This window comes from Idiomarina abyssalis, assembly GCF_900116625.1.
GTDB lineage: Bacteria > Pseudomonadota > Gammaproteobacteria > Enterobacterales > Alteromonadaceae > Idiomarina > Idiomarina abyssalis.
On record NZ_FPBE01000004.1, the window covers coordinates 37,254 to 62,779 of the forward strand.

Below are 25,526 nucleotides of genomic sequence, written 5' to 3' on the forward strand. Positions count from 1 at the left end.
ACGATATGATCCTGATTCTCAACTAAAGATGCGCAAGGTTACCTATGTCTGAGCAAAGTCAGTTACCTAAAGTCAGTGTTTATTTAATTACGTTAAACGAAGGTCGCCACCTGGACGAAGTATTAGCCAGTGTAAAAGGCGCTGATGAAATTGTGCTGGTAGATTCGGGCTCAACCGATGACACACTCAGCATTGCCGAAAAGCACGGTGCCCGCATTATTCATCAGGACTGGCTAGGTTACGCCAGACAAAAGGCTTTTGCTTTAGAGCAGTGCCGTAACGACTGGGTGATTAACTTAGACGGTGACGAAGTGTTGCCAGAAGGCGCTTTTGAGCAAATACAGCAGCGTATTGCAAAAGGCGATATTAATGGTATTTACCTGGCGCACGACGACATTTTTATGGGGCACTCACTGCCTTACCATCGGCATCATCGCTTTCGCCGGGTGTACCGTAAGTCGAAGTCTCAGTGGAATACATCTACCAAGGTACACGAGCACATTGAAGTAGAGCCGCCACTGGCGCACTTGCCTATTGACGTTAAACACTACGGTTATGATTCGGCTCATGGCTATATGGACAAGCTGAACAAATACTCGTTGCTAAAGGCAAAACAGCGGGAAGAGCGCGGCAGGCACTGCAGCCTGGCGCGTGTACTGCTGATATTCCCGCTGATGTTTATTAAGTTTTACTTTATTCGCCGCATGTTTTTAGCCGGGTGGCGCGGCTTTATTAAAGCCAACATCGACGCGTTTCATTTTTTCCTGACCGAAGCTAAATTGTACGAGCGCGCTTACCGCCGGAAGCGCGGTGACGATGTCGAAAAATCAGAGCGCTAATATGCCGTGTTTACCTATTTATTTAATTAATCTAGACCGCTCCGGCCACCGTCTTGACGATGTGAAAAAAGCCATGGCGGAACTGAACCTGGACTTTGAACGAGTATCGGCGGTGGATGGCCGCGCGGTTTCTAACAGCGAAGTGAACGCGGTGTACAGCCACCAGTTGAACACCGAGCGCTACAATTACGACCTGACCATGGGCGAAATTGCCTGTTACATGAGCCACCGCAAAGCCTGGAAAACCTTTCTGGAAAGCGAACACGACGCTGCGATTATTCTGGAAGATGACATTGTGCTGGATCCGCTGTTTGCTCAGTTGCAAAAGCCGTTGGCGGCGTTGGCTGACAGCCGTTTTGCTCAATGGGATTTAATTAAACTGGCGCAGCCGTTCAGGCCAAAGGAGTCGCAGCCACTGGAAACCTTTGGTGAGTTTCAATTGGTGGATTACGAGAAACCACCGATGGGTGCCTGTGCGTATCTGGTAAGTCGTCAGGGGGCTAAGAAATTGTTGTCGCGGGTGCCGTTTTTCCGCCCGGTAGATGTGGATATGCAATGGCAATGGGAAACCGGGGCTCATGTGCTGGGCTTACTGCCTTACACCGTGGACAACAGCCACACCCATGAAAGCGATATTTTTAGTGTGGCCAACCGCCACGCCTCAAAGCGCCGCGGCTGGGTTCGTCTGAAGGAACAATGGCGGTTCTTTTGGCAGAACCGCCGGTATCATAAAAACCGTTAGGCTACTTATCCCCGCGGTATTTTTCGAACCAATGCAGGATGTAGGCGACTTTGTTCATCAGGTTGCTGGGCCGCGCGTAAATACCGTGGCCTGAATCCTGAATGCGTACCATGGCGGTGTCCACACCTTCCAGTTTCAGTGCCTGATAATACTGCTCGGTTTCTGACATGGGTGTTCTGTAGTCGTTTTCACCGGTCAGCAGCATGGTTGGCGTAGTCACATTACCCACGTAGCTGATAGGCGAATACTTCATGTAATGTTCCAGGTTGTCCCATGGCATGCCCGGGAACCAGTACTGATAGAAGAAGTTGTACATATCGGCGGTTAACACAAAGCTGTACCAGTTAATGACCGGCTTAGCCACAACTGCGGCTTTAAAGCGGTCGGTATGACCTACTATCCAGGCGGTGAGTACACCACCGCCACTACCACCGGTGACAAACAGCTCGTCTTCGTTAATAAAGCCTTTGTCGATAACCGCGTCTACGCCGTCCATTAAGTCGTTGTAGTCGTGACTTGGGTAGTTGTGATGAATTTCGTTAGCAAAGTCCGAGCCGTAGCTGGTACTGCCGCGCGGGTTGGTGTACAGCACCACGTAGCCGGCTGCAGCAAACAACTGAACTTCGGCGGCAAAACGCGGACCGTAATTGGTATGCGGACCACCGTGAATTTCCAGCATAAGCGGGTATTCTTTGTCTTTATCGAACCCTGGTGGGTAGGCTATCCAACCCTGCAGGTCGATACCATCAACGCTGGATTTGTAGTTAATTTCTTCCACTTTGGCTAATTGCTTATGGCCTAATGCGTCTTCGTTCAAGCGCGTTAGCTGCTGAACGTCGCCGCTGTCCCACAATGCCAGCTCGGCCGGACGCATGGGGTTAGAGATGGTAAAGGCAATACGGTCACCTTTAGCAACACTGAAGTCACCACCGCCATAAGGGCGGCTGTAAGACAAACCACCGACACGATCAGTCAGTTTGGTGTGCTCACCGTTTAAGGTGGTGCGCGCTAGCTGGCCAACGCCTTTATCGTCGTAGGTAAAGTAAAGACCCTGGCTGTCGGTGTCCCATTCAAAGCCGGTAACACCGCGATCTAAATCGTCAGTCAGAACCTGTACATTTGAGCCGTCCAGGTTCATCACGTACAGCTTGCTTGCCTGAAAACTCATTTTGGTGTCGTCATAACCGGTAAAAGCAATTTTTTCACCGTTTGGCGAGACTTTTGGTGAGCCATCGGGCCCGTCACGGTCGGTAACCGCTGAAACTTTTTTGCTGCTTAAGGTCAGACGGTAAATTTCGCTGTTAACCGGCTGGCGGAATGCGTCGTCACGACGGTTTGCCGAAAAGAAAATGTGCTTGCTGTCCGGTGACCAGGCCAGCTGTCCGCCGTGGTTAAATTCGTCGTCGGTGAGCTGACGTGGCGAACCACCGGTTGCCGGAATAACGTAAATTTGCTGATGGCCGTCTTTTGCGTAGCCACCCCCGTCGAAGCGGTAATTGTCTTTGTCGACGTACTTAGGCGCTTCGGTCCAGTTAGCGCCTTCGGGTTTGCCCGGTAAGCTGACCGGAGCCGGCTTTGATTTTGGTGTGAACATGGAAAAAGCAATTTGGCTGCCGTCGGGTGACCAGCTTAAGCCTGACGGTGCTTGAGTCAGCTGTGTAACAACCGCGCTGTCGCCGGAGTCTACCCAGTAGATATGCACTTGCGGTGAACCGGTTTCGGTAGAGACATAGGCTAAGCGATCACCACTGGGTGACCACACCGGCTGGCTTTCGCTGCCCTGCTCACCGGTTAACGGACGAATGTCGCCGTCGGGCAGGCTGGCCCATAAACGCCCTACTTTTCGGTCGTTGTTAATGTCCATGGACTGACGCACAAACACTGTCCATTCACCGCTGGGGTGAATGGTCGGCGAGGATGCGTATTCCAGCGTGAACACGTCTTCTAACTCGAACTTTTCCTGGGCTGCTGCTGTGCCTGACAAGGCCAGTGCGGCTGCCGCAATTATCCATTTTTTCATTGTTGTTCCCCCGGAAAATAAAAAACCGCCTCGGTAGAGACGGTTTTATCGTGATTCACGGTGTGAATCAATGTATTAGAACGCGTAAGAGAAGCTGACTGACGCATAGTCACGGTCAGTGGTCGCATCGTAGTCACCGCCGGTGAAGGTGGTGTAACCCAGGCTCACTTTGTAAGTAGACAGGTAGTCAGCTACTAAGTTAACGCCCAGCGACTTACGGTCTTCAATAAAGTTGCTGTTTGGTGAGTAACCGCTAACGTCGTGGTTAAACTGAGCCACAGGCGTTAAGCTCCAGCCCTGCCAAACGTCCTGATACTCAAACTGGAAGCGGGTACGGTAGCCCCAAGAGTTTGAAGTCACAAAACCGTCGCAGTTCATGTCTGCTGGTGCGCCAGTGTCTTCCGCGCTTAAGCATTTACCAAATAAAGGTAAACGGCCGTAGCGTTGTTCGTTCAGACCCGGTAAGTCGTGTACCTGGTTGGTGGCAATTTCACCCACAAAGGTCATGCGGTCCGAGCCCCACAGACGGTCAACAAAGCGCACAAAACTGACCTGTGCCTGGCTGACGTCCATACGGTCGTAGCCGTGAGCTAACTCACCCAGTTCAGCGTTGTTAACGCGGTCAGCAAAAGTGCTTGGCACGTTTGGACGCAAACCGGCGGTTAAAATTTCGGTGGTGTTAATTTGTACCGGCACACCGTCGCGGTAGCTGTACTCACCGGCTACAGACCAAAGGCCTAAATTGGTGCTGAAACTTAAACCAATGACACTGGTGTCTTCTGGGTACTCAATAACCAGACGAGGTCCGTCTATCGGGTAGCCATTAGGCGTTGACCAGGTATAGCCTGGTTGTTGCCCCGCTGCGCCTGCCGCTTGCTGGAATGGACGCGGGTCCACTGTCCAGTTGTACGCCGAAATAATTGGCGTGTTGTTATGCAGGTTCAGGTAGTAAACACCAAATTCTGTGTCTAAGTCCATTGAGTAGTAACGCAGGTTAGCACCCCACTGGCCGCTGTCTGAAGCTTCCAGCGTAGGGTTGCTGCCAATATAAGCACCTGCTTGTACTGACTCGAAGTCACTTAAGTAGCTGTTTGGGTCGCCTGGTACTAACTGTGGGTTCAGTGTCACTTTACCGCAGCCAGGGCCGCCGATGATATCGACACTTGAGAAATAAGTACCACAGCCGTCCAGTTTAGTGTTGTCCCACTCGTACTGGTAGAAAGCTTCTAAGTTTAAGGTATTGGTTAAGCCAATGCTGGTGCTCAACATGCCAACGGGTAACAGAGCTTCTTTAATTTCTGCGCCCGGACGACGTGCCGCGTTTACATCCAGCGGGTTAATGTCGTTAATACCGTTAAAGACGAAGGTACTTTCACCCCAGCTTAATACCTGACGCCCTAAACGAACGCTGGCTGGCATATCGCCTAAATCAAAGTTAGCGTAGACAAAGGCATCCAGTAATTCAACGCCTTTACCCTGTGAGTAGTCGTCGAATACGCTGTCGTTCAGTTTGGTGTCCGGGTAGTAGTTGTTACCCGGGTGACCGTGCGCCATGTTCTCTTCAGACACAACGTAGTCGTACCAATAGTTGAAACGCACAAAGGCACCGTGGCTTCCGCCGTCAATGCTTAAGTCGTGTACGCCTTTGACTACGGATGATACTAAATCACCTTTGTCAAAGTTCAGGTTACCGTCGTCACCCACGCTTGACTGTGCAGTTCCGCCTTCGCGGTTGCCCGGATGCATCAGGTGGTTAGCCTGATCTTCCATACGCCATGCAGCGCCGTAAGACAGAATAGAGTCGAATTTAATTTCGTAATCGCCGACTTCGAAGTCAGCAGCCTGGCCTGATGCCGCAAAGCTCAGTGCAATGGCCGTAGCCAGAGGAAGTTTTTTTAGCATAGTTGTTCTTCTTTTCATTGTGAGCCACCTAATCCTTTAAACTTGTTTGGCGGTTATGTCTGAATCATGTCCGATGAGTTAAAAATATGCAAGTGTATGAACACGAAAATATAACAAGTTGTTGGAAAAAATGCGGGGAAATGTCGCTACTGACGCTAAAAATGGAGCGCCAGTAGCGAATTTAGAATCTTACAAAGGTTCAGCAAATATTACAGTTTGCTGTTTAATTCAGGTAATACGTCGAACAAATCGGCCACTAAACCGTAGTCCGCTACCTGGAAGATTGGGGCTTCTTCGTCTTTGTTGATGGCAACAATGACTTTAGAGTCTTTCATACCGGCTAAGTGCTGGATAGCACCACTAATACCTACCGCAATATAAAGCTGCGGAGCAACAATTTTACCGGTTTGACCCACCTGCATGTCGTTTGGTACGAAACCAGCGTCTACCGCGGCGCGTGATGCACCCACTGCAGCGCCCAGTTTGTCGGCTACGTCTTCCAGCAGGTGGAAGTTTTCGCCGTTCTGCATACCACGACCACCAGAAATAACGATTTCTGCTGAGGTCAGGTCAGGACGTTCTGATTCTGCCAGTTGCTCTTCAACAAACTCCGATTTGTCGTTGTTAAATACGGAATCGATGTTTTCGACTTCGCCGCTACCACCTTCTTCTGCGACAGCATCGAACGCTGTTGCACGAACGGTAATGACTTTAATTTTGTCTTCTGACTGCACAGTGGCAATGGCATTACCTGCATAGATAGGACGCTTAAAGGTGTCGTCGCTTTCTACCGAGATAATGTCAGATACCTGTGCCACGTCTAATAACGCAGCAACGCGCGGCATGAAGTTTTTGCCGGTGGTTGTTGCCGGAGCCAGAATGTGACTGTAGTTTTTGCCTAAGTCAGCAACCAGTTCACTGATGTTTTCGGCCAGCTGATGCTCGTAAGCGTCGTTATCTGCCAGCATGACTTTTTTCACGCCGTCGGCTTTTGCCACATTTTCAGCAACGGTTGAGCACCCTTTACCGGCAACCAGTACCTCGATGTCGCCACCGATTTTCTGTGCAGCGGCTAACGTTTTCAGCGTTGAAGGGTCAACCGCGTTATTGTCGTGTTCTGCTACCACTAAGATGCTCATAATACTTTCGCCTCGTTTTTCAGTTTGTCGACCAGCTCATCTACGTCAGCTACTTTCACACCGGCGCTACGTTCAGCAGGTGTTTCAACTTTCAGCAGCTTAATCGTGCGCTTAACTTCCACACCCAGCTCGTCCGGGCTTGTGGTTTCCAGCGGCTTACGCTTGGCTTTCATGATATTTGGCAACGACGCGTAACGCGGTTCGTTCAGGCGCAGGTCGGTAGTGACAATAGCCGGCAGGTTCAATTTAATGGTCTGCAGACCACCGTCAATTTCACGGGTGACGTTCACAAAACCGTCGCCTACTTCCACCTTAGACGCGAAAGTACCTTGTGGCATACCGGTTAAGGCGCCCAGCATCTGGCCGGTCTGGTTGTTGTCTGAGTCGATAGACTGTTTACCCAGAATAACCATGTCCGGTCCTTCTTTCTCTACCACACCTTTTAGAATTTTGGCGGCAGATAAAGAGTCCGGCATGTCGTCGGTTTCAACCTGAATAGCACGGTCAGCACCTAACGCCAGCGCAGTACGTAACTGCTCCTGTACCGCTTTAGGGCCAATAGAAACTACAACGACTTCGTCTGCTGTGCCTGCTTCTTTTAAGCGTACAGCTTCTTCTACGGCAATTTCGCAGAATGGGTTAAGTGCCATTTTGACGTTCGCCAAATCGACATCGGACTGATCTGGTTTAACACGCACCTTGACGTTGTAGTCAATGACGCGCTTAACCGCGACAAGTATCTTCATGTTGTCTTCCTTTTTCTGGAATGTTCTGAATGTTGGTCTTTATTGTGCTGTCATTATCCTAGACTGGCGTCGATCTCACAAGTTATGGGAGAATAAAACTCTATTGCCGTAAGGGAGAGTTTACATGACCAGCTGGGAACAGCTTTTTCGTCACTTAGTTCAACAAGCCAAAAGTCTACCAGAATATCCGGCAGAATGTCGTGATGACGATCATCTGGTGGGTGGCTGCGAGGCAAAGGTGTGGCTGTGGCTGGATACTTCTGATGTAGAGGCGGTAGTGATTCGCTTTGATTCGGAGTCACGCATTGTGCGCGGGCTACTGGCGCTGCTGCAACAACGACTGGACGGCTGCTCGGTAGCGGAAATAGCCGCCTTTGACATTGACGCCTTTTACCGCGCCGAAGGCCTGGACAACGCCCTAAGCCCCTCGCGCAGCAACGGCCTGTATCAGGTCGCCAAAACCCTGAAGCTAAGGGTTATTGAGGCGTGAGTGAGCGCTGAGGTTATAGGAGCTACGGCGGAGGACGCCCGTAAATACATCCCTGTAGGGCTTGGGCAGCGCCATCCTTGGCGCTGCACACCTCCGCAGTAGCTCCCATAACCGTCGGTCGCGCTAATCGCCAAACTACACTTTTTTCAGCAAAACAGCGGTGGCTTGCATTGCAAAGCTACAGGTAACAACCATGGCGGCGCCAAAGCCAGAGCTGCAGTCCATGCGCATGGAGCCGGAGCCTGGTTTTTGCAGTGTGACTTCACCTTCCAGCTCACCGGAAATAACCGGATAGCGCAGTTGCTCTTCAGAATACACGCAGTCGACGCCCCATTTGCGCTTGGGGTTCTTGGAAAAGCCGTAGTCGCGACGCAGTTGTGAGCGCACTTTGGCAAGTAATGGATCCTGCTTGGCTTTGGCTAAGTCACCGACGCGGATCATGCCCGGGTCTATCTGCCCACCGGCACCGCCGCACACCACCAGGCGTAGCTTCCGGCGTTTACACCAGGCTACTAAGGCGGCTTTGGTGTTAACGCTGTCTATGGCGTCCAGCACAGCATCGGCGCCGGTTAAATACTCTTCGAAGTTCTCGGGCAGCAAAAAATCATCAATAACCTTAACTTCGCAGTTTGGGTTAATAGATTTTACTCGTTGTGCAAGCACCTCAGTCTTGAGCTGGCCAATGGTGTCATCGGTAGCCGGTAACTGACGGTTAATATTGGTGGTACAGACATCGTCTAAGTCAATGAGTGTGAGCTTGCCAATGCCGGTGCGCGCCAGTGCTTCCACCGCCCAGGAGCCAACGCCGCCAAGCCCGGCGACCACTATGTGTAACTGCTGAAAATGGTTAAGCGCTTGTTGTCCGTAAACACGGCTCACACCACCAAAACGCGGATCGGGTACTTCACTCATGACTGGGTTGTTCACTCACATCGTAGATAATAATGCCCACCTGATGAACTTCACCACGCGGGTTCTTAAGCGGAATTAGGGTCACGTTTTGGTACATCCATTCGCTCTGCCCACTTATGGGCCGGCTGTGGCGAAAACGAAACACGTAAGGACGTTGCTGCCAGGTAATAAACACCCGCGAGTTTAATTGCCGCACGCGGTCCATTTTACGCTGAAACCAGATCTCATCGATACCCGGGCAGCAGCGGAATAAATTCTTGTCGCGCACTTCGCTGGGTCGCAGACCGCTGTGGTTCTGCATAAACTCATTCCACATCTGAATATTGTTGTCGTTATCGACCACCACAATGCCTACATCAATGGCGCCCAGAATACTCAGCTTGCTGTGCAGCTCGTCCATATCGTCTATCATTGGTCATCCTCTTCGCTTTGCAGCCAGTGCGCCAGCTGCTGGTCGAGAATTTTCACAGCGTCGGCCGGGAACAGCAGTAAAAGGTCAAACGCCAGTTTGTGCTCCGGTAACTGATAGCCAATTTCTATGGCCAGAATTTTCTGCCAGCGCTGTTCGCCGTGCTTCAGTAGCTCCTGCATAGGCTGGTTTTCGCCCAGTAATACCGGCTGCGACGCCGCAAACTCCACATGCAACTGCTGACCTAAACCGTTCAAACACGCAGAGGATAAAATAGAGGCCACGTCCATTAACGACTCAATACGTTGCTGCTTCACCGAACCGCTTTCGCCCAGTTTTGCACCTAACAGCTTACCAATGTCGTCAATAGCCGCTTCATTAAAGAGCGTTAAAGCCTCGCCTAAAATACCGCTGCCGGAAAACCCCTGACTCACCGCCGCCACTTGCTGTTTGGCGTCTATAGACTCGATGGCCATGTGCAGTTCAGAAGGCGCTATGAAGTTGACGTTAGGTACCGGCAGCTCAATAAAGGTATCCAGCACCCGGGCTAAGTGATCACCCGCCTGGCCCATGGCAACGTTTGAAACCTCGCGGTATACATCCAGCGGATTAGACGGAGCCTGGGTTTGTTGGTCGGCGACTTTTAGTTGTCCACCGGCCGGCTGGTAAAGGCCGAACTGCTGCAACAGAGTTTGTACGTCCTCGGCTTTCATCGGCTTTTTCACAAAGGCCATGGCACCTAATGACTGCACGCGCTTTTGCGCCTCAGGCTGTATGTCACCCGACACCACAATAACCAGAGTTTCTAACTGCTCGTCTTTGATGGCCTGCAGAGTTTCGTAGCCGTCTTTTACCGGCATATTCAAATCCAGAAACAGGATTTCAGCACGCCCTTCACGCACACAAGTAAGCGCTTGCTCACCTTGCTCCGCCTGGTGCACCTCAGCGTCCCAGTCATCCGGCAGCGTGCGCAATAGCTGTTTCCGCGCCATTTTCGAGTCATCGCACAGGGTGACTTTTAGCGTCATAGATTGAAATTCCCGGCCTTTAAAAACATGCCCCTAGTTTAACCTATGGTGCAGTCTGACGCCATGTATGTGAACCTCAGACTACAGCAGTTTGATTCCGAAAAAGATCGATAAACAATAAAATTACGGTAGATTGATTCCGATTTATAAGCTATTCTTACCAAATTACAGCAACAAACTGCCGGATATTAATGAAAAACGTAACACTTCAGCTATTTAACGAAGAAAAATGGTGGGACGCTGCCAACATCAGCTTTGCCGGTGAACAGATGGCAAGTGGTGTTACCTTAGCTTATCTTCCACAATACATTAAGGACGTGCACAGCTACGGCATGACAGACTGCTGGGCTTGTAGTGTTAATGCCCCCGTCACGATGACACCTATCGATTACGAAAGCTGGCCTGCATTACTTGACGATTTGCTGCCGGTAGGGAAGTCTCGGGACTGGTGGCTTAATTACCTCAATGTCAGTAGACGTAGCGAGTTTGAGCAGAATTATGCGTTATTAACCCACGCCTGCATGTCCCCCATTGGTAACCTGCGTATTAAAGAAGCCACTTCGCAACTGAACGCTCATAACACGCAGCGCTTTTCCATTAATGATGTTGCACAGTTACAACACGGTTTTCTGGAGTACGCAAATGAACAGGGGGCAGCTGTAGGTGGTGCTACGGGGGCTGGTGGTGTTGCTCCCAAACTGCTGCTTATGGTTGAAAATAACGAGGTCTATATTGATGGTGACTTTGCCGGTAAACGGCTTTCTGCAACCCCCTACCTGACCAAGTTTGCCCGGAATACTCGCTCTGCCAGAGACAATAATATTCTCCGCGCGGAAGGTGTCTTTTATCAGGTGCTGAGCAAGATACTGGAAGGTACCAGCATTGAGACAATTAATGTGTCTGGCATGATGACGCTGGAGCATGAATCTCAAGTAAGCCTTTGGCTTCCACGGTTTGACGTTCAAGTTGACAACTCAATAGCAACCAGGGTTGGCGTTGAAAGTATCTATTCGATGATTAATGCGGGACCCGGCAGTTACCAGGATCACTTTTTTGTCATGGAGAACATCTGGAATAAAATAAAAGCCACCACCCAGATGTCGAGCCAGGAGTTTGCTAAACAGTATCTGGCAAGAGATTTATTGAATTTAGCTTTCGGAAATTCAGACAACCACGGGCGTAATATCTCATTTTTAAAATTAGAGGGTGATATTCAATTTGCCCCTATCTACGACTTTGCGCCGATGAAAGCAGACCCTGAAATGGTCACCCGCTTATTTAAGTGGGGAAAAGATTGTGAAGAAGGCGGCATAGTTCGCTTTGATAACGTGGTTAAAGAGCTTACAGAGTATTGCAAACCTGATGAGTTGATGGCGTTCCTGAACAGCTTAGCGAAAAAGTTAATTGGTGTTCCTGTTTTATTAGAGCAGCATGGTTGTCCTCGCGAAATACTGGAGTTCCCTGCCATTGGTTTTAACAACCTTGAAAGTAAATTAGCAAGTTTCGGTGTACACAATGGATAATTTATCAATAGAAGATCGCAGAGCGATAATAAAAGATATAGAAGAGGCATTGGCTAGTGGCGATATCTCTCTCGGAGCTGCAATTAAGAGAATCAGAACGGAATTATATGGGATGAATCAGGCTCATTACGCAAAGTTTCTTGGGGTGGCCGATAGAACATTGCGCGACATTGAAAAAGGCAAGACCGATCCGCGTTTATCTATCATCGAAAAACTGCTTGCTCCCGCCGGACTTCGGCTCAGTGCCAAGGCTGTTAACCATAAGCTGTAGCCTGATGCCATTGCATCAGGTACGATATAAAACATTACGCACAACACAATTTTATATAAAAAATGAAACAATACTTAGAGCTGTGCCAACGCATTGTCGACGAAGGTGTTTGGGTTAAAAACGAACGTACAGGCATTAACTGCCTAACGATTATAAACGCCGACTTAGAGTACGACGTTGCCAACAACCAATTCCCACTCATTACCACCCGAAAGAGCTATTACAAGTCAGCTATTGCTGAGCTTTTAGGGTATCTGCGTGGCTACGACAGCGCGGCTCAGTTTCGTGATATTGGCTGCAAAACCTGGGACGCCAATGCCAATGAAAACCAAGCCTGGCTGAATAACCCGAACCGCCAAGGTGAAGATGACATGGGCCGCGTTTACGGAGTACAGGGGCGTTCATGGCAAAAGCCGGACGGCAGCCACTTAGATCAGTTGAAAAAAGTAGTTAATAACCTGTCAAAAGGCATCGATGACCGCGGCGAAATAGTCACCTTCTATAACCCCGGCGAATTTGAATTGGGTTGTTTGCGCCCCTGTATGCATACCCACAACTTTTCGCTGTTAGGCGACACGCTTTACCTAACCTCGTACCAACGCAGCTGCGACGTACCGCTGGGGCTTAATTTTAACCAAATTCAGTGCTTTGTTTTGCTGGCTTTGGTGGCACAGATTACCGGGCACAAACCAGGCAAGGCGTATCACAAGATAGTGAACGCTCACATTTATGAAAACCAGTTGGAGTTAATGCGTGATGTTCAGCTGAAACGGGAGCCTTTTCCGTCGCCGCAGCTACATATTAACCCCGAAATTAAGTCTCTTGAAGATATTGAAACCTGGGTCAGCAAAGACGACTTCACCGTCAGTGGCTATCAGTGCCACGAACCAATAAAGTACCCATTTGCTGTATAGATTAGAACAGAGCAGGGGCTGATAAACGGCTGTTGGGGCGCATGTAAGCGTTATGAGTGTTCAGGGGCGCTATGCCAGAGTGTCGAAGGCCATGGATGGCCTTCGTCAAGCGTTCATGGATGAACTTGCAGCGTCTCTGGCATAGCGCCCCTTAACGCTCAAGCGAAACATGAGACCCAACAACCGTGTCCCCCAAGCCCCGTTTTAAGCGCGGGGCTTGGCACGAACCATCAGAATGATACCCAGGATGATCATTGGCAGAGTTAGCCATTGCCCCATGGACATGCCTAAAGACAGCAGGCCTAGGTGAGCGTCCGGTTCGCGGAAAAACTCTACAATAAAGCGGGCGACACCGTAGCCGAGCAGGAACAAACCGCTGACTGCACCGACACCGCGCGGTTTGCGCTGGAACCACAAAATAAGCAAAAACAACAGCAGGCCTTCAAGCAGGGCTTCGTATAACTGCGACGGATGTCTCGGCACTGGCCCACCGCTGGGGAAGTACATTGCCCACGGCACTTCTGCTGCCCGGCCCCAAAGCTCGCCGTTAATAAAGTTACCAATGCGTCCGAAGAACAGCCCCATAGGCACTAACGGAGCGACAAAGTCGCCCACCTGCAGGAATGAACGTTGTTTTTTGCGGGCATAAAGGTACATAGCGGCAATAACACCCAGTAAACCGCCGTGGAAGGACATGCCGCCTTCGTGTATGTAAAACAAGTACAGTGGGTTATCAACAAAGCGTTCGAACTGATAAAAGAATGTATAACCGACACGGCCACCAACAATAACGCCAATAAAGCCCCAGAACAGCAAGTCGCTGAATTGTTCTTTGCTCCAGTTTGGGTCTTTTTCGGTTTGACGCATGCCCCAGAAATAGGCAAAGGCAAAAGCGGCTAAGTACGCCAGGCCGTACCAGCGAATGTCGATAAACCCAATACTGAAAATAACAGGATCAATGGCGGGAAACTGCCAATAGTCATTTGACGGCACTGCTTGTACTCCCTGCTTTATGGTTAATTAAAAATAAGTTGTATGGCAACCAGAATAAGAAAGGCTGCAAATACGCGCTGCAGCTGTTTTACCGGTAATTTGTGCGCCAGTTTAGCACCCAGCGGAGCGAATAACACCGAGGCCACAGAAATGCCTACCCAGGCCGGTATGTTGATTAACCCGAAGGCGCCGGTTTCACGGCCTGACAACCAGCCGTTTAGAATAAACATAATGACCGAGCTGCAGCCTATGATAAAACTGCCCAGCGACGAAATGGCAATAGCCTGGCGTACCGGCAGCCGCATACGGCTTAAAAAGGGTACGGTGAGCGCGCCGCCACCAATACCCACCAAGCCAGAAATGGTACCAATAATGTAACTGCCTAAAGCCACTAAACGCTTAGATACCGAGGTTAGCGGCTCGCCGGTTTTCTGCGGGAATAGCATACGAATGGCCAGCGCAATTAATACAATGGAAAAAATGCGCTTTAACCAGTCGGGGTCAATAATGGTCACCAAAAACGCGCCGGTCATAGCGCCTAAAGACAAGCCCGGCAGCACCCGAATGAGCCAGAAGTTTTCCATTAACCCGTGCTTTGCATGAGCGCGGGAAGCACTGGCAGTGGTCATACAAATGGTTGCCAGGCTGGTAGCAATGGCGCTGGGCACAACAAGCTCGGGTGGTACACCAATAAGCGGCAGCAGGTAAATAAGCAGAGGCACAATGATTAAACCGCCACCAATGCCGAGCATACCGGCTAACAAGCCAGCGACTGCGCCACCGCCAATACACCAGAGCCAGGTCGTCAGTAGCATAATTATTTACCCGCCCTGACAAAGCCGCCAAGTCCGATGCTTTCCATCTTGTCGGCTATCATTTTACGAATTTGGTCCGGATTACGCGCCTGTAATGCTTTTGCCAGCATCACATTCAGCGTGCTGGAGCGCACATTACGCAAGATCCAGCGTACCCGGTCCACGTTGTAACTGTTCATACTGAGCTGCCGGTAGCCCATAGCAACCAGCAGTAGCGCACCCCCCGGGTCACCGGCCAGTTCGCCGCAGACACTTACGGGCTTGCCAATTTCTTCGCAGCGCCGGGCTATTTCATCCAGGCTGGCTAATACCGCCGGATGATACGCGTCATAAAGGTTAGCAACCCGACGGTTGTTTCTATCCACTGCCAGCAAGTACTGGGTTAAGTCGTTGCTGCCGACTGAGAAGAAGTCGACTTTACTCGCCATGGCCGGCAACTGATAAATAGCCGCCGGTACTTCTATCATGACACCCAGCTGCGGCTGGAACAGATTCACACCCACTTCGCAGCCCTGCTCTTCGGCCACTTCAAAATATGCCTGCTTGATAAGCCGCGAGGCTTCGTCCACTTCGCTGGTACTGGTTATCATGGGCAGTAATATGCGCAAATTGCTTTTGCCGATACTGGCGCGCAACATGGCGCGAATTTGAATCAGGAAAATTTCTGGATGGTCCAGCGTTAACCGTATGCCACGCCAGCCCAGAAAGGGGTTGTCTTCTTTTAGCGGAAAGTAAGGCAACGGCTTGTCGCCGCCTACATCCAGTGTGCGCATAACCACCGGCTGGTCAGGAAACTGTTCCAGCACTTCCTGATACATTTCGGTTTGCTCGTCCTCGGTGGGTAGCTGGTCCCGCATCATGAACGGAATTTCAGAGCGATACAGGCCTACACCGTCTATGTTCAGCGTTTTTAAGTAGTCGTGGGTAACGTCCAGCCCCAGGTTCAGGTGCAGACTAATGCGTTGACCGTCCTGAGTTTCCGCCGGTAAGTGACTGTGCTCGGCAACAATGTCGCGCAGCTCTTGCTCTTCTTCCGCCAGTTGATGGAACTCGGCTAAAACTTGCGCGGGTGGATCAATGTAAATTTCACCGGTGTAGCCGTCTACTGCCAGCAGTTTGTCGGAGAAAAAGTGCAGTTCTATGTCATCAACACCCAGCACGGCAGGAATGTTCATGCTGCGCGCCATAATAGCGGCGTGCGAGTTACTGGAACCGTTTAACGAAATAATGCCGGCAATTTGCTCACGCGGCAGCTCCGCCAACATGGACGCCGTGACTTCGTCCGCCACCAAAATGAAACTGTCCGGCAGGGGTTTACGTCTGCGTTGCCGGTTTTGCAGATGCATCAGCACCCGTTGGCCTATGTCGCGTACGTCGGTTGCGCGTTCCTGTAAGTAAGAGTCTTCTAACGCCTCGAACTGCGCCACAAACTGCTCAACCACGTATTTTAATGCGGTTTGCGCGCGCCAGCCTTCTTTGATCATGTTTTCAACGGCGTCGCCCATACTGGCGGCGTCTAACATGCCCTGATACACATCGAATATGGCCAGGGTGTCGTCCGGCACTTGCCCAGCCATACGCATGGACAGCTCTTTTAAGTCGGCACGGGTACGGGCTACGGCCTGGCGAAACTTACGAATTTCATGAATGGGTTTGTCCGAACGACGCGGCGTTACTTCGTCTAGCCTTGCTTCGGGTCGTGAGACATAAGCCTCACCCACAGCAACACCTGCTGAGCCGGGCAGACCACGCAGACTGTGTATCCAGGGTGAGTGTTCACTGACCAGCAAACCTTTGGCATCGGCGTGGGCGATAACCGCGGCCAGCTGTGCCGCCAGGGTAACGATAAAGGCTTCTTCTTCGCGGCTGAAGCTGCGGGCCACACTTTGATGAACCACAACAATACCCAGCACTTTACGGCGGTGGATAATGGGCGCGGCTAACAAGCCCCGGTAAATACTTTCGTTGGTGTCGCTGAGCTTTTTGTTGGCGGGATGATTGCTGGCATCGGCAATGTTCAGGGGCTCTTCCCGTTGCGCCGCTAAACTGATGATACCTTCACCAAAGTCGACCCGAACAGGCTTGCCGTCTTCAGCGCGCAGACCGTCGCTGGCGGCCATAACAAACTGCTTTTGGTCGTTGTCGGCCAAAAACACACTGCAACTGTCGGTTTCTAAGGCTTCGCGCACCTGCCCCACCATGGTGTTTAACGCCATGCTGAAATCAGGTGCTTTGTTTACGCCCTCTACTATCCTTTGCAGTGTGACCAGCATCATGTTTATCGTTTGCGCCTGTGCTGACGCCCTCCCGAAGCACGAAATGGCATAGCGTGTGAGGCAAACTCTTTCATCACCCGACGATAAACATCGCGCTTGAAGGATACGACCTGCCGCACCGGATACCAATAACTGACCCAGCGCCAGCCATCAAATTCAGGATGACCTGAATGTAAAACATCTACGTCTTCTTCACGACATTTTAGTCGTAACAAAAACCACTTTTGCTTTTGTCCAACACACATGGGCCGTTGTTCACGTCGAATCAAGCGCTTTGGTAAGCGATAACGCAACCATTGACGGCTGGTGTACAGAATTTCAACCTGCTCCGGCTTTAACCCGACCTCTTCATAGAGTTCGCGGTACATTGCCTGCTCAGGGGTCTCGCCTTCATGAATTCCGCCTTGCGGAAACTGCCAGCTCTGCTGGTTGATTCGACGAGCCCAAAATACCTGCCCATGCCCGTTACAGATGACGATTCCTACGTTTGCCCGGAATCCTTCTGCATCTATCACGCGAGCATCCTCAATTATTCTCTGTTACAGTGGATTCTTCCATAAAGCCCGGTTGCGGGCAAATGCTGATTCACTATTTACGAAGAATTAAGTCATGACCCACAAGCCACAACGCCCTCAATCTATCGACGAACTGTTCCAGCGCGCCGCCGCTTTAGCCGGCCGTTCTTTTGCTGAACTGGCTGCAGAAACCGGGTTACAGGTACCTAAAGATTTGCGCCGCGACAAAGGCTGGGTTGGGCAACTGTTAGAGCTGCAACTGGGTGCTACTGCGGGCTCTAAGCCCACGCAGGACTTCCCCGAACTTGGTGTGGAGCTCAAAACCCTGCCGGTAACACCCGCAGGTGAGCCTTTAGAAACTACCTTTGTGTGCACGGCTCCGCTGGTGAATATTCAGGGCGTCCAATGGGCCACTTCTAACGTACGAAATAAATTACAACAGGTGTTGTGGCTGCCCATTGATGGACGACGCGATGTCCCTTTGGCGGAACGCGTGGTGGGCAGTGCTTTTTTATGGATACCCAGCGCCGGGGAAGAAGCCCTGCTGCGCAACGACTGGGAAGAGCACATGGACCGCATAGCGCTGGGACAGGTTGAGAGTATTACCGCGCGCCAGGGTGAAGCCATGCAAATTCGTCCAAAAGCGGCAGACGGTTCAGCGCTGACCGAAGCTATTGGCCCGGAGGGGACTATCATTGAAGTACGCCCCCGGGGTTTTTATTTGAAAAAAGAGTTCACCCGCAGAATATTGCAGCGGATGTTTGCATAAACAATGACGTAGCCTGACATTGATGTCAGGTGAGATGATCGTCAGCTTAGGAGGAACTATGCAATTTGATGTCAGCCCTCAGGCCCGACGCAACGCTCTGACCTTTTGTGGCTTAGCGCTTTTACTCTTTGCCTTGCTGGTATTTTTACATCTGATCCGCAACGACATTCCGGTTGGTTTATCGGTGGTATTGGGAGCGGCGTCCGGCATTCTGATGCTGCTGGGCATCGGCAAATTGATAGAACCTCCGGTGTCGTTGGTAATAACCCCCGAGGGCATTCGCTATTTGCACCGCCGTGGTCAGTGGGAGATCCGCTGGGAGAACATTATTCGCTATGACGTACCGAGGGTGAACCGGGTTATGGAGCTAGAAGACGCGCCATTTATTGGCTTCCGGCTTTACCACGTGGAGGAGGTTCTGGACGACATTTCACCACGCTTAGCCTCTGCCCTGCTGTTTGAACAACGCCAGTTGCTGACCATGGCGCTGCGGCACCAGGCTCCGGATCGGGAAGATTACACGCCCTACTTCGATATTCCGGACAGCTACATAAGCCCTAGCGGTAAGGTTTACAAAGGGCTTATTGGGGTCTTTGGTAAACGCATGGAACAAATGCGCGAGCTGCTTGGCTACGACTTATACGTAAGCTCTGCGGCACTTGACCGCGACATTTACGACTTTAAAGCGCATTTGCAAAAGTTACAGGCAACACGGGATGGGAGTGAGTAGCCGGACGTTTACGTCAGGCGACAAACGTCCAATTACGGGAAATTAACGTCCTGAATCGCTTCCAGCATAGGCTTTTGAAAGTAATACCCCTGCATTAGAGTAATTCCGCTGTCGCGCAGGTATTTGTATTCGTCGTCGGTTTCAATGCCCTCGGCAATAAGCTGAATGCCAAGCTCTTCACCAATTTGTTGAATAGAGCGAACCAGGGTTTGTTTGACTTTATTCTGGCAGATATCACGAATCAGTTTCATGTCAATTTTCAGAATGTCGGGCTGAAAGTCGGACAACAAATTCAGTCCGGCATAACCGGCGCCAAAATCGTCAATGGCCGTTTTGAAACCTTCTTTGCGATAAGCCTCAAATACTTCTACTAAAAACTGCTGACTGACTACTTGCTCCTGCTCAGTGACCTCAAAAATGATGTTATTACGGTCAAAGTTGGTTCTCGTCGCCGTTTCCAGGGTTTTTGCCAGACAGGTTTCGGGCTCATAAATGGCATTAGGCATAAAGTTAATGCTTAAATTACCCGGCAATTTAATGCGCGAAGCCGTTTCAATAGCTTTCACCCGACAACTTTGGTCAAAGGTGTATTTATTGTCTTCAGTCACCTGCCCCAGTATGCGGCCCGCGCCTTCACCGTTTTCGCCACGAACCAACGCCTCGTAAGCGAACACCGTTTTACTGGAGATGTCTACAATTGGCTGAAACGCCATTTTAATGCCAAACCCAAGAGGTTTGCGGCAGTTACAGGTTGGGCAAGCAGACATAGACTATCCTCAAAGAAGTTGTATAGCTCATACCAGACTAAAGTATCAGGTTTGAGAAAAAACGTAAAAACTGTGACTATCGATCAATAAAAATTGCGTTTTTATCAGAATACTGTATTAAGCATTCAACAGTTATTACAAGGTAGCACAATGACAACAATTGGCTGGCAAGAGTGGGGCGTACTTCCTGAACTCCATATTAACCCAATTCATATGAAAGTTGATACTGGCGCGAAAACGTCGTGTTTGCACGCATTTAAATTAGAGCCATTTGAGCGTGACAATCAAGAGTGGCTGCGCATTTATATGCACCCGGAGCAAGACTCTCTGCGCGAACAAATTTGCGAGGCTCCTGTATTTGATAAACGTGAAGTGACCGATTCCGGCGGCCACACCGAGACCCGGTATGTGATCCGAACACGTTTACAACTGGGTACATTTGACGAGCTGGTAGAACTAACGTTAACTAACAGAGACACCATGAAATTTCGGATGTTATTAGGCCGACAAGCCATGCGCGGACATTTCATCGTCGACCCGCAGGCCTCTCACTTACTAGGAGAACAACCATGAGAATTGCGATTTTATCGCGTAACTCAGCGCTTTATTCAACACGCCGTTTGGTGGAAGCCGCTGAACAGCGTGGCCATGAGGTTGATGTACTTAACCCACTGCGGTGTTACATGGACATCAACGCACGCGAGTCGTCGATTCACAAACACGGTAAAGAACTGCCCGTTTATGACTGCGTGATCCCCCGTATTGGTGCGTCTGTTACTTTTTACGGCACAGCGGTTCTGCGCCAGTTCGAGATGATTGGCAGTTACCCATTAAATGAGTCAGTCGCCATTTCCCGTAGCCGCGACAAATTACGCTCGCTGCAGCTTTTATCGCGCAAAGGTATTGGCCTGCCTACCACAGGCTTTGCCAGTCAGCCGCAGGACATTCCGGACTTAATTGACATGGTCGGCGGTGCGCCGCTGGTTATCAAATTGCTGGAAGGTACTCAGGGTATTGGTGTGGTTCTGGCTGAAACTCGTCAGGCTGCGGAAAGCGTGATTGAGGCCTTTATGGGCTTGCGTTCGCACTTTATGGTGCAGGAATACATTAAAGAAGCCGGCGGCGCTGATATTCGCTGTCTGGTTATTGGTGACAAAGTTATTGCGGCTATGAAGCGTCAGGCGAAAGCTGGTGAATTTCGCTCTAACCTGCACCGCGGCGGCAGTGCTTCGCTGGTAAAACTGACACCGGCAGAACGGGCAACGGCCGTTAAAGCAGCTAAGACTATGGGTCTGAATGTGGCCGGTGTGGATATCCTGCGCTCTAACCACGGGCCATTAGTCATGGAAGTGAATTCATCACCCGGCCTTGAAGGCATAGAACAAGCAACGGATAAAGACGTTGCCGGGCAAATTATCAGCTTCCTTGAGAAAAATGCCAAAGCTCATAAAACCCGGACCAAAGGACGCGGCTAGAATGAAGCGGTTTGAAATTGGCGGACAATGTGTAGAGCCCGGCTCGCATCAGCACATTACGCTACCGGCACTGCGTTTATACAACGACGCGCCGCTGGATTTACGTATTGATGTGTTTCATGGCACTAAGCCTGGCCCGGTATTACTGGTTAGCGCTGCCATTCACGGCGATGAACTGAATGGCATTGAAGTTTGCCGGCGTTTGATCAATACCGTAGACGCACGTGAGCTTGCCGGTACGCTGGTGGTTGTGCCTATTGTGAACTTATTTGGCTTTATTCAGCAGTCGCGTTACCTGCCGGATCGACGCGACTTAAATCGTTGCTTCCCGGGCTCGGAGCGCGGTGCAATGGGCAGCCGTATGGCCTATTTATTCAGCGAAGAGCTGGTAAAAAAGTCCACTCACATAGTGGATTTACATACCGGCGCCATTAACCGCAGCAACCTGCCACAAATTCGCGTTGATGTTGAAAACGAGAAAGCCCTGGCAATGGCAAAAGCCTTTAGCACCCCGGTCATTCTTCATTCGAAAGAGCGCGATGGTTCATTACGGTCTTTCGCCAACGAGCTGAACATTCCGTTGATTTTATACGAAGCCGGCGAAGCGTTGCGCTTTGACGAAGCGTCGATAAGTGCCGGTGTTATTGGCGTACAGAACGTTATGAAGCACCTGAAGATAATGAAGGGCCGACGCCGAGGGCGCCGCGTTACCCCTGTTATTGCCCGCCGTTCCACCTGGGTTCGTGCAGAGCGGGATGGTCTTATCATTCCAAAAGTTGAGCTGGGTCAAACCATTCAGAAGCAGCAAGTATTAGCGTTAAGCGTGAGCCCTCACGGTGGCGAAGGCGATGAGGTTGAATCTCCGGTGCGCGGTATTATTATAGGCTGCAGCAATATTCCGGTAGCCAATGAAGGCGAAGCCTTATTCAACGTAGCGCAATTTGATAAAGATACCATGTCGGATGCGACCGAAAGTGTGGGATCCTTTACTGAGGTGTATGAAAACAAGCCGTATGAGCAGTAATTTAGCAGACATTGATTTTAGTCAGGGCCTGCGCCATTGCGATGGTCAGGACAGTTTATACCGGGAAGTGCTGGTCTGTTATCTGGACCAGTTCCGTCCTCTGCTTGACGCGAAAACACTACTAACAGACTCTGAGGCAGCGCGCTTACAACTCCATACGTTAAAAAGTTTGAGTGCAACGATAGGCGCCGCACCTTTAAGCAAATTGGCGGCACAACTTTTTGCTAAATGGCAGCAACAAGATGAACAGCAACGCGCAGAAGCGATTAGACAAGTTAACACCAACCTGGCTTTAGTTAATGGTCAAATAGAGAACTATTGCAACAACGTTAATTTGGCCGATTAAAATTAATACAAAAGTTACTTAATATTCGTTAAAATGGCCCGATAAAAATAACAACAGCGATTAAAAAACAGGCGCCTTATGTCCAGTCCGGTCAGTTTCCGGGTTTCTGAAAGAGATGTTTACATCATTATTGATGCCGGTACACGTCCTTCAGAAGTCAAAGCAGAGCAGTTACAGAAAGCGTGGCAGGCTTCTGACTATTCGGCTGCAAAATTGCTGGACCCTCAAATGATGGCGCAAACCGCCACAAAATATGCCCAGCACTTCAGTAAAGACAGCAACAGCAGCATTTCTTTTCAGGTTATTATTGCCGAAATTTTTGACGCCGACCTGAACTTGCAGGTCAGCGACGATGACATGAAAGTAACCGCCAGCGGTATTGTTGGCTTTGGCGGTAAGGCGCTAACTCAGGAAGCAATAATAGCGAAGCTGAAAGAGAAAAAGGTAACTTCCGGTATTCAGCGCAAAGCCATTGATGCTTTGGTTGAACACACCAACGAAGCCCCTCCGGGTGCGGAATTATCAGTAACCGTGGCCAAAGGCAAATACCCCATAAACGGCAGTAATGCCAAGTTCAAGCCGCTGGCAGATGATGCCCGCAAGCGCGTACTCAGACCACAGCTTCGCGAAGACGGTACCGCCGACATGCGCGACTTAGGCGCTCAGGTTACTGTTGACCCGGAACAGCCGTTACTGCAAAAGATCCCTCCCAGCAAAGGCCGGCCAGGTTTTACCGTTTTTGGCCAGGAGTTAGAGGCCCATGACGGCGAGGATCGCGACTTTAAACCCGGGGAAGGTACCCGTGTCAGTGAAACCGACAGCAATTTAATTGTTGCCGACCGTACCGGCATGCCCAGCTTTAACGATAACAGCGTGCAAGTTGACGATGTCATGCAGCTAAATAATGTCGATGTCTCCACCGGGCATGTGAAATTTAAAGGCAGCGTCATTGTTAGTGGTAACGTCAGCGAAGGCATGAAAGTCACCTGCTCGGGTGATATCACCGTAGGCGGTTATGTCGACTCAGCTGAACTATACGCGGACGGCAATATCACAGTGCGCAAAGGCTGCATTGGTCGCCTGCTGAATTCCGGCGAAACCGCAGAGCATGACGAAGACGCCGATGACTGGATACCCGATGTTTCCACTAAACTGGTTGCGGGTGGCTCCATTTGGTGCGCCTACGCCCAATATTCCTGTTTAGACTCGCAAAATGGCGTACATACCGACAAGCAGCTGACTCATTGTCATGTCATAACCAAAGGCCAGTTGGCTATTGGTGGTGAGGGCCGCAACGCCCGCGGTAAATTGATAGGCGGCACCATTGAAACCTGCGACCACATTTATTGTGGGCAGCTCGGTGCGCCGGCCGGAACCAAAACACGAATATACTGGTCATTGCCTCCGGTTGACCCGCAGTCGCTGGAACATTTAAAGAACATGCGCGCCGTGTTGGCTAAAACTCTGGCACGAATAAAAGTAGTGCAACAGGGGCTGGACCGTTGCCAGACGCTGGAAGACGGCCCTAAAAAGCTTGAGTACGAGACCAAATTAAAAGGTGAGGTGCGTAAGCTCAAAGCGCGCATTGTTACTACCCGCACCAGTATCGACTCTGTACTGGAAGCTTTTGAGAACCATCCGGTACTGCGTACTATGGTCAGTAAAGAAGTGTTCCCCGGCATTTTGTTTATTTTTAAAGAAAAAAGCCTGCGCATAAAAGAACATCGCAATGGTACAATGTTCTTACTTCAGGACAAACAACTACGAGTAGACAGTCTGGTCTAAGCGGTAACTACTATGTCATCTGCAATTCTTTCTATGCTTGGGAGGCAATCCTCCCAACCCTGGACCCGTGGTTCGTTGCTAGTGATTCACCCCGGCGGTGCAGAGCTGGCGGGGCTGGGCAATAGTTCGGCCTGGTGTTTTCATGCCGGCCATGCCGATGCCTGGAAAGCGGCCGAACACAACGCTTTTTGTCAGGCACAGGCACCCGATTTAACCGCTTACGACGGCGTGTTAATGCTGGTAGCCAAAGAAAAAGAACTTAATCATTATTTATTAGAACAACTGGCGTTATTGCCGGCCAATACCCCTGTTTGGTTTGCTGGTGAAAAGCGCTCCGGTATTCAGCCGTTAATGAAAAAGTTACCTGACTGGTTAGAAACGCCTCAGAAGCTGGCCTCAGCTAACCACTGTTTACTGTTTGCCAGCGCAAGAAACCATCAGGCTCATGAACCTGCACCTTTGGCCAGTTATGCTAAGACTTTGACTTATGAACTGGATAACCAGCCGAAGTCTTTTGTCACTTTGCCGGGTGTTTTCAGCCGTGAGCATATTGACCCTGCCACCCTACTGCTGTTGCAGCATATTAAAGATTTGCCCAAGGGGCGAGGCCTGGACTTCGCCTGTGGAGCCGGTGTTATTGCACAGCAAGTTTCGCCACTGACCACTGAACTTATGGCTTGTGACGTGAGTCCTATTGCCATTGCTGCCAGCCGAATGACGCTGGAAAAAGGGGCAGTAAATGCGGAATTGCGTTTAGCCGACGGGATACCAAAGGACGCCGGACAGTTCGATTTCATTATTAGTAACCCGCCGTTTCATACCGGGCAGAAAACCGATTATGAAATTGCCCGGAAATTTATCAAAGATGCAAAGCAACACCTTAATAAACAAGGCGTTTTGAGAATTGTGGCAAACCGTTTTCTGCCCTGGCCCGAGGTTATTGAATCGGCTTTTACGCACTGTGATACCATTGCCGATGATGGTCGCTACCGTGTTTACCATGCAACTTATCGATAAATAACCGATTTTTTTGTTTAACCAATGCCTTTTTTGTTAACGCTTTGCTAACATCAATATACAAATAATTTTTTTCAGA

General features: G+C 50.4%; 26 protein-coding genes. 14 read left to right on the top strand and 12 right to left on the bottom strand.

What is annotated here, in order from left to right; genetic code table 11:
• Positions 1 to 44: 44 nt before the first annotated feature.
• Complete coding sequence (locus BM359_RS08610; protein WP_054491145.1) at positions 45 to 839, top strand: glycosyltransferase family 2 protein; 795 nt, start codon at positions 45 to 47, stop codon at positions 837 to 839.
• Positions 817 to 1,581 carry a glycosyltransferase family 25 protein gene (locus BM359_RS08615; protein WP_083414772.1) on the top strand — a complete coding sequence of 255 codons (765 nt, stop codon included), beginning with the start codon at positions 817 to 819 and terminating at the stop codon, positions 1,579 to 1,581. The genes BM359_RS08610 and BM359_RS08615 overlap by 23 nt, the downstream gene beginning before the upstream one ends.
• A gap of 1 nt (position 1,582) precedes the next feature.
• Here the strand turns inward: BM359_RS08615 and BM359_RS08620 are convergent, their stop codons facing one another.
• From BM359_RS08620 to BM359_RS08635, 4 genes are all read right to left on the bottom strand, one after another.
• The gene (locus tag BM359_RS08620; protein ID WP_054491147.1) at positions 1,583 to 3,601 is read right to left on the bottom strand and encodes an alpha/beta hydrolase family protein; all 2,019 of its coding nucleotides are present in this window, start codon (positions 3,599 to 3,601) and stop codon (positions 1,583 to 1,585) included.
• A 75-nt stretch (positions 3,602 to 3,676) separates the two neighbouring features.
• Complete coding sequence (locus BM359_RS08625) at positions 3,677 to 5,521, bottom strand: DUF1302 domain-containing protein (protein WP_234972484.1); 1,845 nt, start codon at positions 5,519 to 5,521, stop codon at positions 3,677 to 3,679.
• 191 nt (positions 5,522 to 5,712) lie between these two features.
• Positions 5,713 to 6,642 (bottom strand): electron transfer flavoprotein subunit alpha/FixB family protein, encoded by a 930-nt coding sequence (locus tag BM359_RS08630; protein ID WP_054491149.1) that lies wholly within the window; start codon positions 6,640 to 6,642, stop codon positions 5,713 to 5,715.
• Positions 6,639 to 7,388, bottom strand: coding sequence for an electron transfer flavoprotein subunit beta/FixA family protein (locus tag BM359_RS08635; protein WP_054491150.1), 750 nt, complete (start codon positions 7,386 to 7,388; stop codon positions 6,639 to 6,641). Before BM359_RS08635 ends, BM359_RS08630 begins: the two co-directional genes overlap by 4 nt.
• Positions 7,389 to 7,512: 124 nt before the next feature.
• On the opposite strand from BM359_RS08635, the gene BM359_RS08640 reads away from it, so the two are divergent.
• Positions 7,513 to 7,878 carry a SufE family protein gene (locus tag BM359_RS08640; protein WP_054491151.1) on the top strand — a complete coding sequence of 122 codons (366 nt, stop codon included), beginning with the start codon at positions 7,513 to 7,515 and terminating at the stop codon, positions 7,876 to 7,878.
• Positions 7,879 to 8,013: 135 nt separating this feature from the next.
• Here BM359_RS08640 and tcdA read toward each other — a convergent pair whose 3' ends face one another.
• The 3 genes from tcdA to BM359_RS08655 are packed head-to-tail and all read right to left on the bottom strand — an operon-like array spanning position 8,014 to position 10,227.
• Entirely contained in the window at positions 8,014 to 8,790 is a 777-nt protein-coding gene (gene tcdA / locus BM359_RS08645) for a tRNA cyclic N6-threonylcarbamoyladenosine(37) synthase TcdA (protein WP_054491152.1), read from the bottom strand.
• On the bottom strand, positions 8,783 to 9,202 hold the full coding sequence (locus BM359_RS08650) for a PAS domain-containing protein (protein ID WP_054491153.1): 420 nt from the start codon (positions 9,200 to 9,202) through the stop codon (positions 8,783 to 8,785). The genes tcdA and BM359_RS08650 overlap by 8 nt, the downstream gene beginning before the upstream one ends.
• Entirely contained in the window at positions 9,199 to 10,227 is a 1,029-nt protein-coding gene (locus BM359_RS08655; RefSeq protein WP_054491154.1) for a response regulator, read from the bottom strand. The genes BM359_RS08650 and BM359_RS08655 overlap by 4 nt, the downstream gene beginning before the upstream one ends.
• 191 nt (positions 10,228 to 10,418) lie before the next feature.
• On the opposite strand from BM359_RS08655, the gene BM359_RS08660 reads away from it, so the two are divergent.
• The 3 genes from BM359_RS08660 to BM359_RS08670 all read left to right on the top strand — a co-directional run bounded on the left by BM359_RS08660 (position 10,419) and on the right by BM359_RS08670 (position 12,935).
• Positions 10,419 to 11,750 (top strand): HipA domain-containing protein, encoded by a 1,332-nt coding sequence (locus BM359_RS08660; protein WP_054491155.1) that lies wholly within the window; start codon positions 10,419 to 10,421, stop codon positions 11,748 to 11,750.
• Positions 11,743 to 12,021, top strand: coding sequence for a helix-turn-helix transcriptional regulator (locus BM359_RS08665; RefSeq protein ID WP_054491156.1), 279 nt, complete (start codon positions 11,743 to 11,745; stop codon positions 12,019 to 12,021). Before BM359_RS08660 ends, BM359_RS08665 begins: the two co-directional genes overlap by 8 nt.
• A 62-nt stretch (positions 12,022 to 12,083) precedes the next feature.
• Positions 12,084 to 12,935, top strand: a complete 852-nt coding sequence (locus tag BM359_RS08670; protein ID WP_054491157.1) for a thymidylate synthase — start codon at positions 12,084 to 12,086, stop codon at positions 12,933 to 12,935.
• Positions 12,936 to 13,139: 204 nt separating this feature from the next.
• On the opposite strand, the gene lgt is transcribed toward BM359_RS08670, so the two are convergent.
• Genes lgt through rppH form a run of 4 tightly spaced genes read right to left on the bottom strand, consistent with a single transcriptional unit; the run spans position 13,140 to position 17,534 of the window.
• Positions 13,140 to 13,928 carry a prolipoprotein diacylglyceryl transferase gene (lgt, locus tag BM359_RS08675; RefSeq protein ID WP_054491158.1) on the bottom strand — a complete coding sequence of 263 codons (789 nt, stop codon included), beginning with the start codon at positions 13,926 to 13,928 and terminating at the stop codon, positions 13,140 to 13,142.
• A gap of 23 nt (positions 13,929 to 13,951) precedes the next feature.
• Entirely contained in the window at positions 13,952 to 14,743 is a 792-nt protein-coding gene (locus BM359_RS08680; protein WP_054491159.1) for a sulfite exporter TauE/SafE family protein, read from the bottom strand.
• Between the two features lie 2 nt (positions 14,744 to 14,745).
• Positions 14,746 to 17,016, bottom strand: a complete 2,271-nt coding sequence (ptsP, locus tag BM359_RS08685) for a phosphoenolpyruvate--protein phosphotransferase (protein ID WP_054491182.1) — start codon at positions 17,014 to 17,016, stop codon at positions 14,746 to 14,748.
• A gap of 5 nt (positions 17,017 to 17,021) precedes the next feature.
• Positions 17,022 to 17,534 carry an RNA pyrophosphohydrolase gene (gene rppH, locus BM359_RS08690; RefSeq protein WP_054491160.1) on the bottom strand — a complete coding sequence of 171 codons (513 nt, stop codon included), beginning with the start codon at positions 17,532 to 17,534 and terminating at the stop codon, positions 17,022 to 17,024.
• A gap of 94 nt (positions 17,535 to 17,628) precedes the next feature.
• Between rppH and mutH the strand changes: the two genes are divergently transcribed.
• A complete protein-coding gene (gene mutH, locus BM359_RS08695) occupies positions 17,629 to 18,303 on the top strand; it encodes a DNA mismatch repair endonuclease MutH (RefSeq protein WP_054491161.1) in 675 nt (224 codons plus the stop codon).
• 58 nt (positions 18,304 to 18,361) lie between these two features.
• On the top strand, positions 18,362 to 19,033 hold the full coding sequence (locus tag BM359_RS08700; RefSeq protein ID WP_054491162.1) for a DUF2982 domain-containing protein: 672 nt from the start codon (positions 18,362 to 18,364) through the stop codon (positions 19,031 to 19,033).
• 32 nt (positions 19,034 to 19,065) lie between these two features.
• Here the strand turns inward: BM359_RS08700 and BM359_RS08705 are convergent, their stop codons facing one another.
• Positions 19,066 to 19,800, bottom strand: coding sequence for an EAL domain-containing protein (locus BM359_RS08705; RefSeq protein WP_054491163.1), 735 nt, complete (start codon positions 19,798 to 19,800; stop codon positions 19,066 to 19,068).
• Positions 19,801 to 19,950: 150 nt separating this feature from the next.
• Here BM359_RS08705 and BM359_RS08710 point away from each other — a divergent pair, with 150 nt between their 5' ends.
• From BM359_RS08710 to BM359_RS08735, 6 genes are all read left to right on the top strand, one after another.
• Positions 19,951 to 20,373 (top strand): ATP-dependent zinc protease family protein, encoded by a 423-nt coding sequence (locus BM359_RS08710; RefSeq protein ID WP_054491164.1) that lies wholly within the window; start codon positions 19,951 to 19,953, stop codon positions 20,371 to 20,373.
• Entirely contained in the window at positions 20,370 to 21,275 is a 906-nt protein-coding gene (gene rimK / locus BM359_RS08715; RefSeq protein ID WP_054491165.1) for a 30S ribosomal protein S6--L-glutamate ligase, read from the top strand. The genes BM359_RS08710 and rimK overlap by 4 nt, the downstream gene beginning before the upstream one ends.
• Before the next feature lies 1 nt (position 21,276).
• Positions 21,277 to 22,299, top strand: coding sequence for a succinylglutamate desuccinylase/aspartoacylase family protein (locus tag BM359_RS08720; RefSeq protein ID WP_054491166.1), 1,023 nt, complete (start codon positions 21,277 to 21,279; stop codon positions 22,297 to 22,299).
• On the top strand, positions 22,289 to 22,645 hold the full coding sequence (locus BM359_RS08725; RefSeq protein WP_054491167.1) for an Hpt domain-containing protein: 357 nt from the start codon (positions 22,289 to 22,291) through the stop codon (positions 22,643 to 22,645). The genes BM359_RS08720 and BM359_RS08725 overlap by 11 nt, the downstream gene beginning before the upstream one ends.
• Positions 22,646 to 22,723: 78 nt before the next feature.
• Positions 22,724 to 24,430, top strand: coding sequence for a DUF342 domain-containing protein (locus tag BM359_RS08730; protein WP_054491168.1), 1,707 nt, complete (start codon positions 22,724 to 22,726; stop codon positions 24,428 to 24,430).
• A gap of 12 nt (positions 24,431 to 24,442) precedes the next feature.
• Positions 24,443 to 25,447: a class I SAM-dependent methyltransferase gene (locus tag BM359_RS08735; protein WP_054491169.1), complete on the top strand. Its 1,005-nt coding sequence runs from the start codon at positions 24,443 to 24,445 to the stop codon at positions 25,445 to 25,447.
• Positions 25,448 to 25,526 lie beyond the last annotated feature (79 nt).

Bases quoted from the DNA above. Each gene is read 5' to 3' on its own strand.
- BM359_RS08610 (WP_054491145.1), top strand. From the start codon at position 45: ATGTCTGAGCAAAGTCAGTTACCTAAAGTCAGTGTTTATTTAATTACG.
- BM359_RS08615 (WP_083414772.1), top strand. From the start codon at position 817: ATGTCGAAAAATCAGAGCGCTAATATGCCGTGTTTACCTATTTATTTA.
- BM359_RS08620 (WP_054491147.1), bottom strand. From the start codon at position 3,601: ATGAAAAAATGGATAATTGCGGCAGCCGCACTGGCCTTGTCAGGCACA.
- BM359_RS08625 (WP_234972484.1), bottom strand. From the start codon at position 5,521: ATGAAAAGAAGAACAACTATGCTAAAAAAACTTCCTCTGGCTACGGCC.
- BM359_RS08630 (WP_054491149.1), bottom strand. From the start codon at position 6,642: ATGAGCATCTTAGTGGTAGCAGAACACGACAATAACGCGGTTGACCCT.
- BM359_RS08635 (WP_054491150.1), bottom strand. From the start codon at position 7,388: ATGAAGATACTTGTCGCGGTTAAGCGCGTCATTGACTACAACGTCAAG.
- BM359_RS08640 (WP_054491151.1), top strand. From the start codon at position 7,513: ATGACCAGCTGGGAACAGCTTTTTCGTCACTTAGTTCAACAAGCCAAA.
- tcdA (WP_054491152.1), bottom strand. From the start codon at position 8,790: ATGAGTGAAGTACCCGATCCGCGTTTTGGTGGTGTGAGCCGTGTTTAC.
- BM359_RS08650 (WP_054491153.1), bottom strand. From the start codon at position 9,202: ATGATAGACGATATGGACGAGCTGCACAGCAAGCTGAGTATTCTGGGC.
- BM359_RS08655 (WP_054491154.1), bottom strand. From the start codon at position 10,227: ATGACGCTAAAAGTCACCCTGTGCGATGACTCGAAAATGGCGCGGAAA.
- BM359_RS08660 (WP_054491155.1), top strand. From the start codon at position 10,419: ATGAAAAACGTAACACTTCAGCTATTTAACGAAGAAAAATGGTGGGAC.
- BM359_RS08665 (WP_054491156.1), top strand. From the start codon at position 11,743: ATGGATAATTTATCAATAGAAGATCGCAGAGCGATAATAAAAGATATA.
- BM359_RS08670 (WP_054491157.1), top strand. From the start codon at position 12,084: ATGAAACAATACTTAGAGCTGTGCCAACGCATTGTCGACGAAGGTGTT.
- BM359_RS08680 (WP_054491159.1), bottom strand. From the start codon at position 14,743: ATGCTACTGACGACCTGGCTCTGGTGTATTGGCGGTGGCGCAGTCGCT.
- ptsP (WP_054491182.1), bottom strand. From the start codon at position 17,016: ATGCTGGTCACACTGCAAAGGATAGTAGAGGGCGTAAACAAAGCACCT.
- mutH (WP_054491161.1), top strand. From the start codon at position 17,629: ATGACCCACAAGCCACAACGCCCTCAATCTATCGACGAACTGTTCCAG.
- BM359_RS08700 (WP_054491162.1), top strand. From the start codon at position 18,362: ATGCAATTTGATGTCAGCCCTCAGGCCCGACGCAACGCTCTGACCTTT.
- BM359_RS08705 (WP_054491163.1), bottom strand. From the start codon at position 19,800: ATGTCTGCTTGCCCAACCTGTAACTGCCGCAAACCTCTTGGGTTTGGC.
- BM359_RS08710 (WP_054491164.1), top strand. From the start codon at position 19,951: ATGACAACAATTGGCTGGCAAGAGTGGGGCGTACTTCCTGAACTCCAT.
- rimK (WP_054491165.1), top strand. From the start codon at position 20,370: ATGAGAATTGCGATTTTATCGCGTAACTCAGCGCTTTATTCAACACGC.
- BM359_RS08720 (WP_054491166.1), top strand. From the start codon at position 21,277: ATGAAGCGGTTTGAAATTGGCGGACAATGTGTAGAGCCCGGCTCGCAT.
- BM359_RS08725 (WP_054491167.1), top strand. From the start codon at position 22,289: ATGAGCAGTAATTTAGCAGACATTGATTTTAGTCAGGGCCTGCGCCAT.
- BM359_RS08730 (WP_054491168.1), top strand. From the start codon at position 22,724: ATGTCCAGTCCGGTCAGTTTCCGGGTTTCTGAAAGAGATGTTTACATC.
- BM359_RS08735 (WP_054491169.1), top strand. From the start codon at position 24,443: ATGTCATCTGCAATTCTTTCTATGCTTGGGAGGCAATCCTCCCAACCC.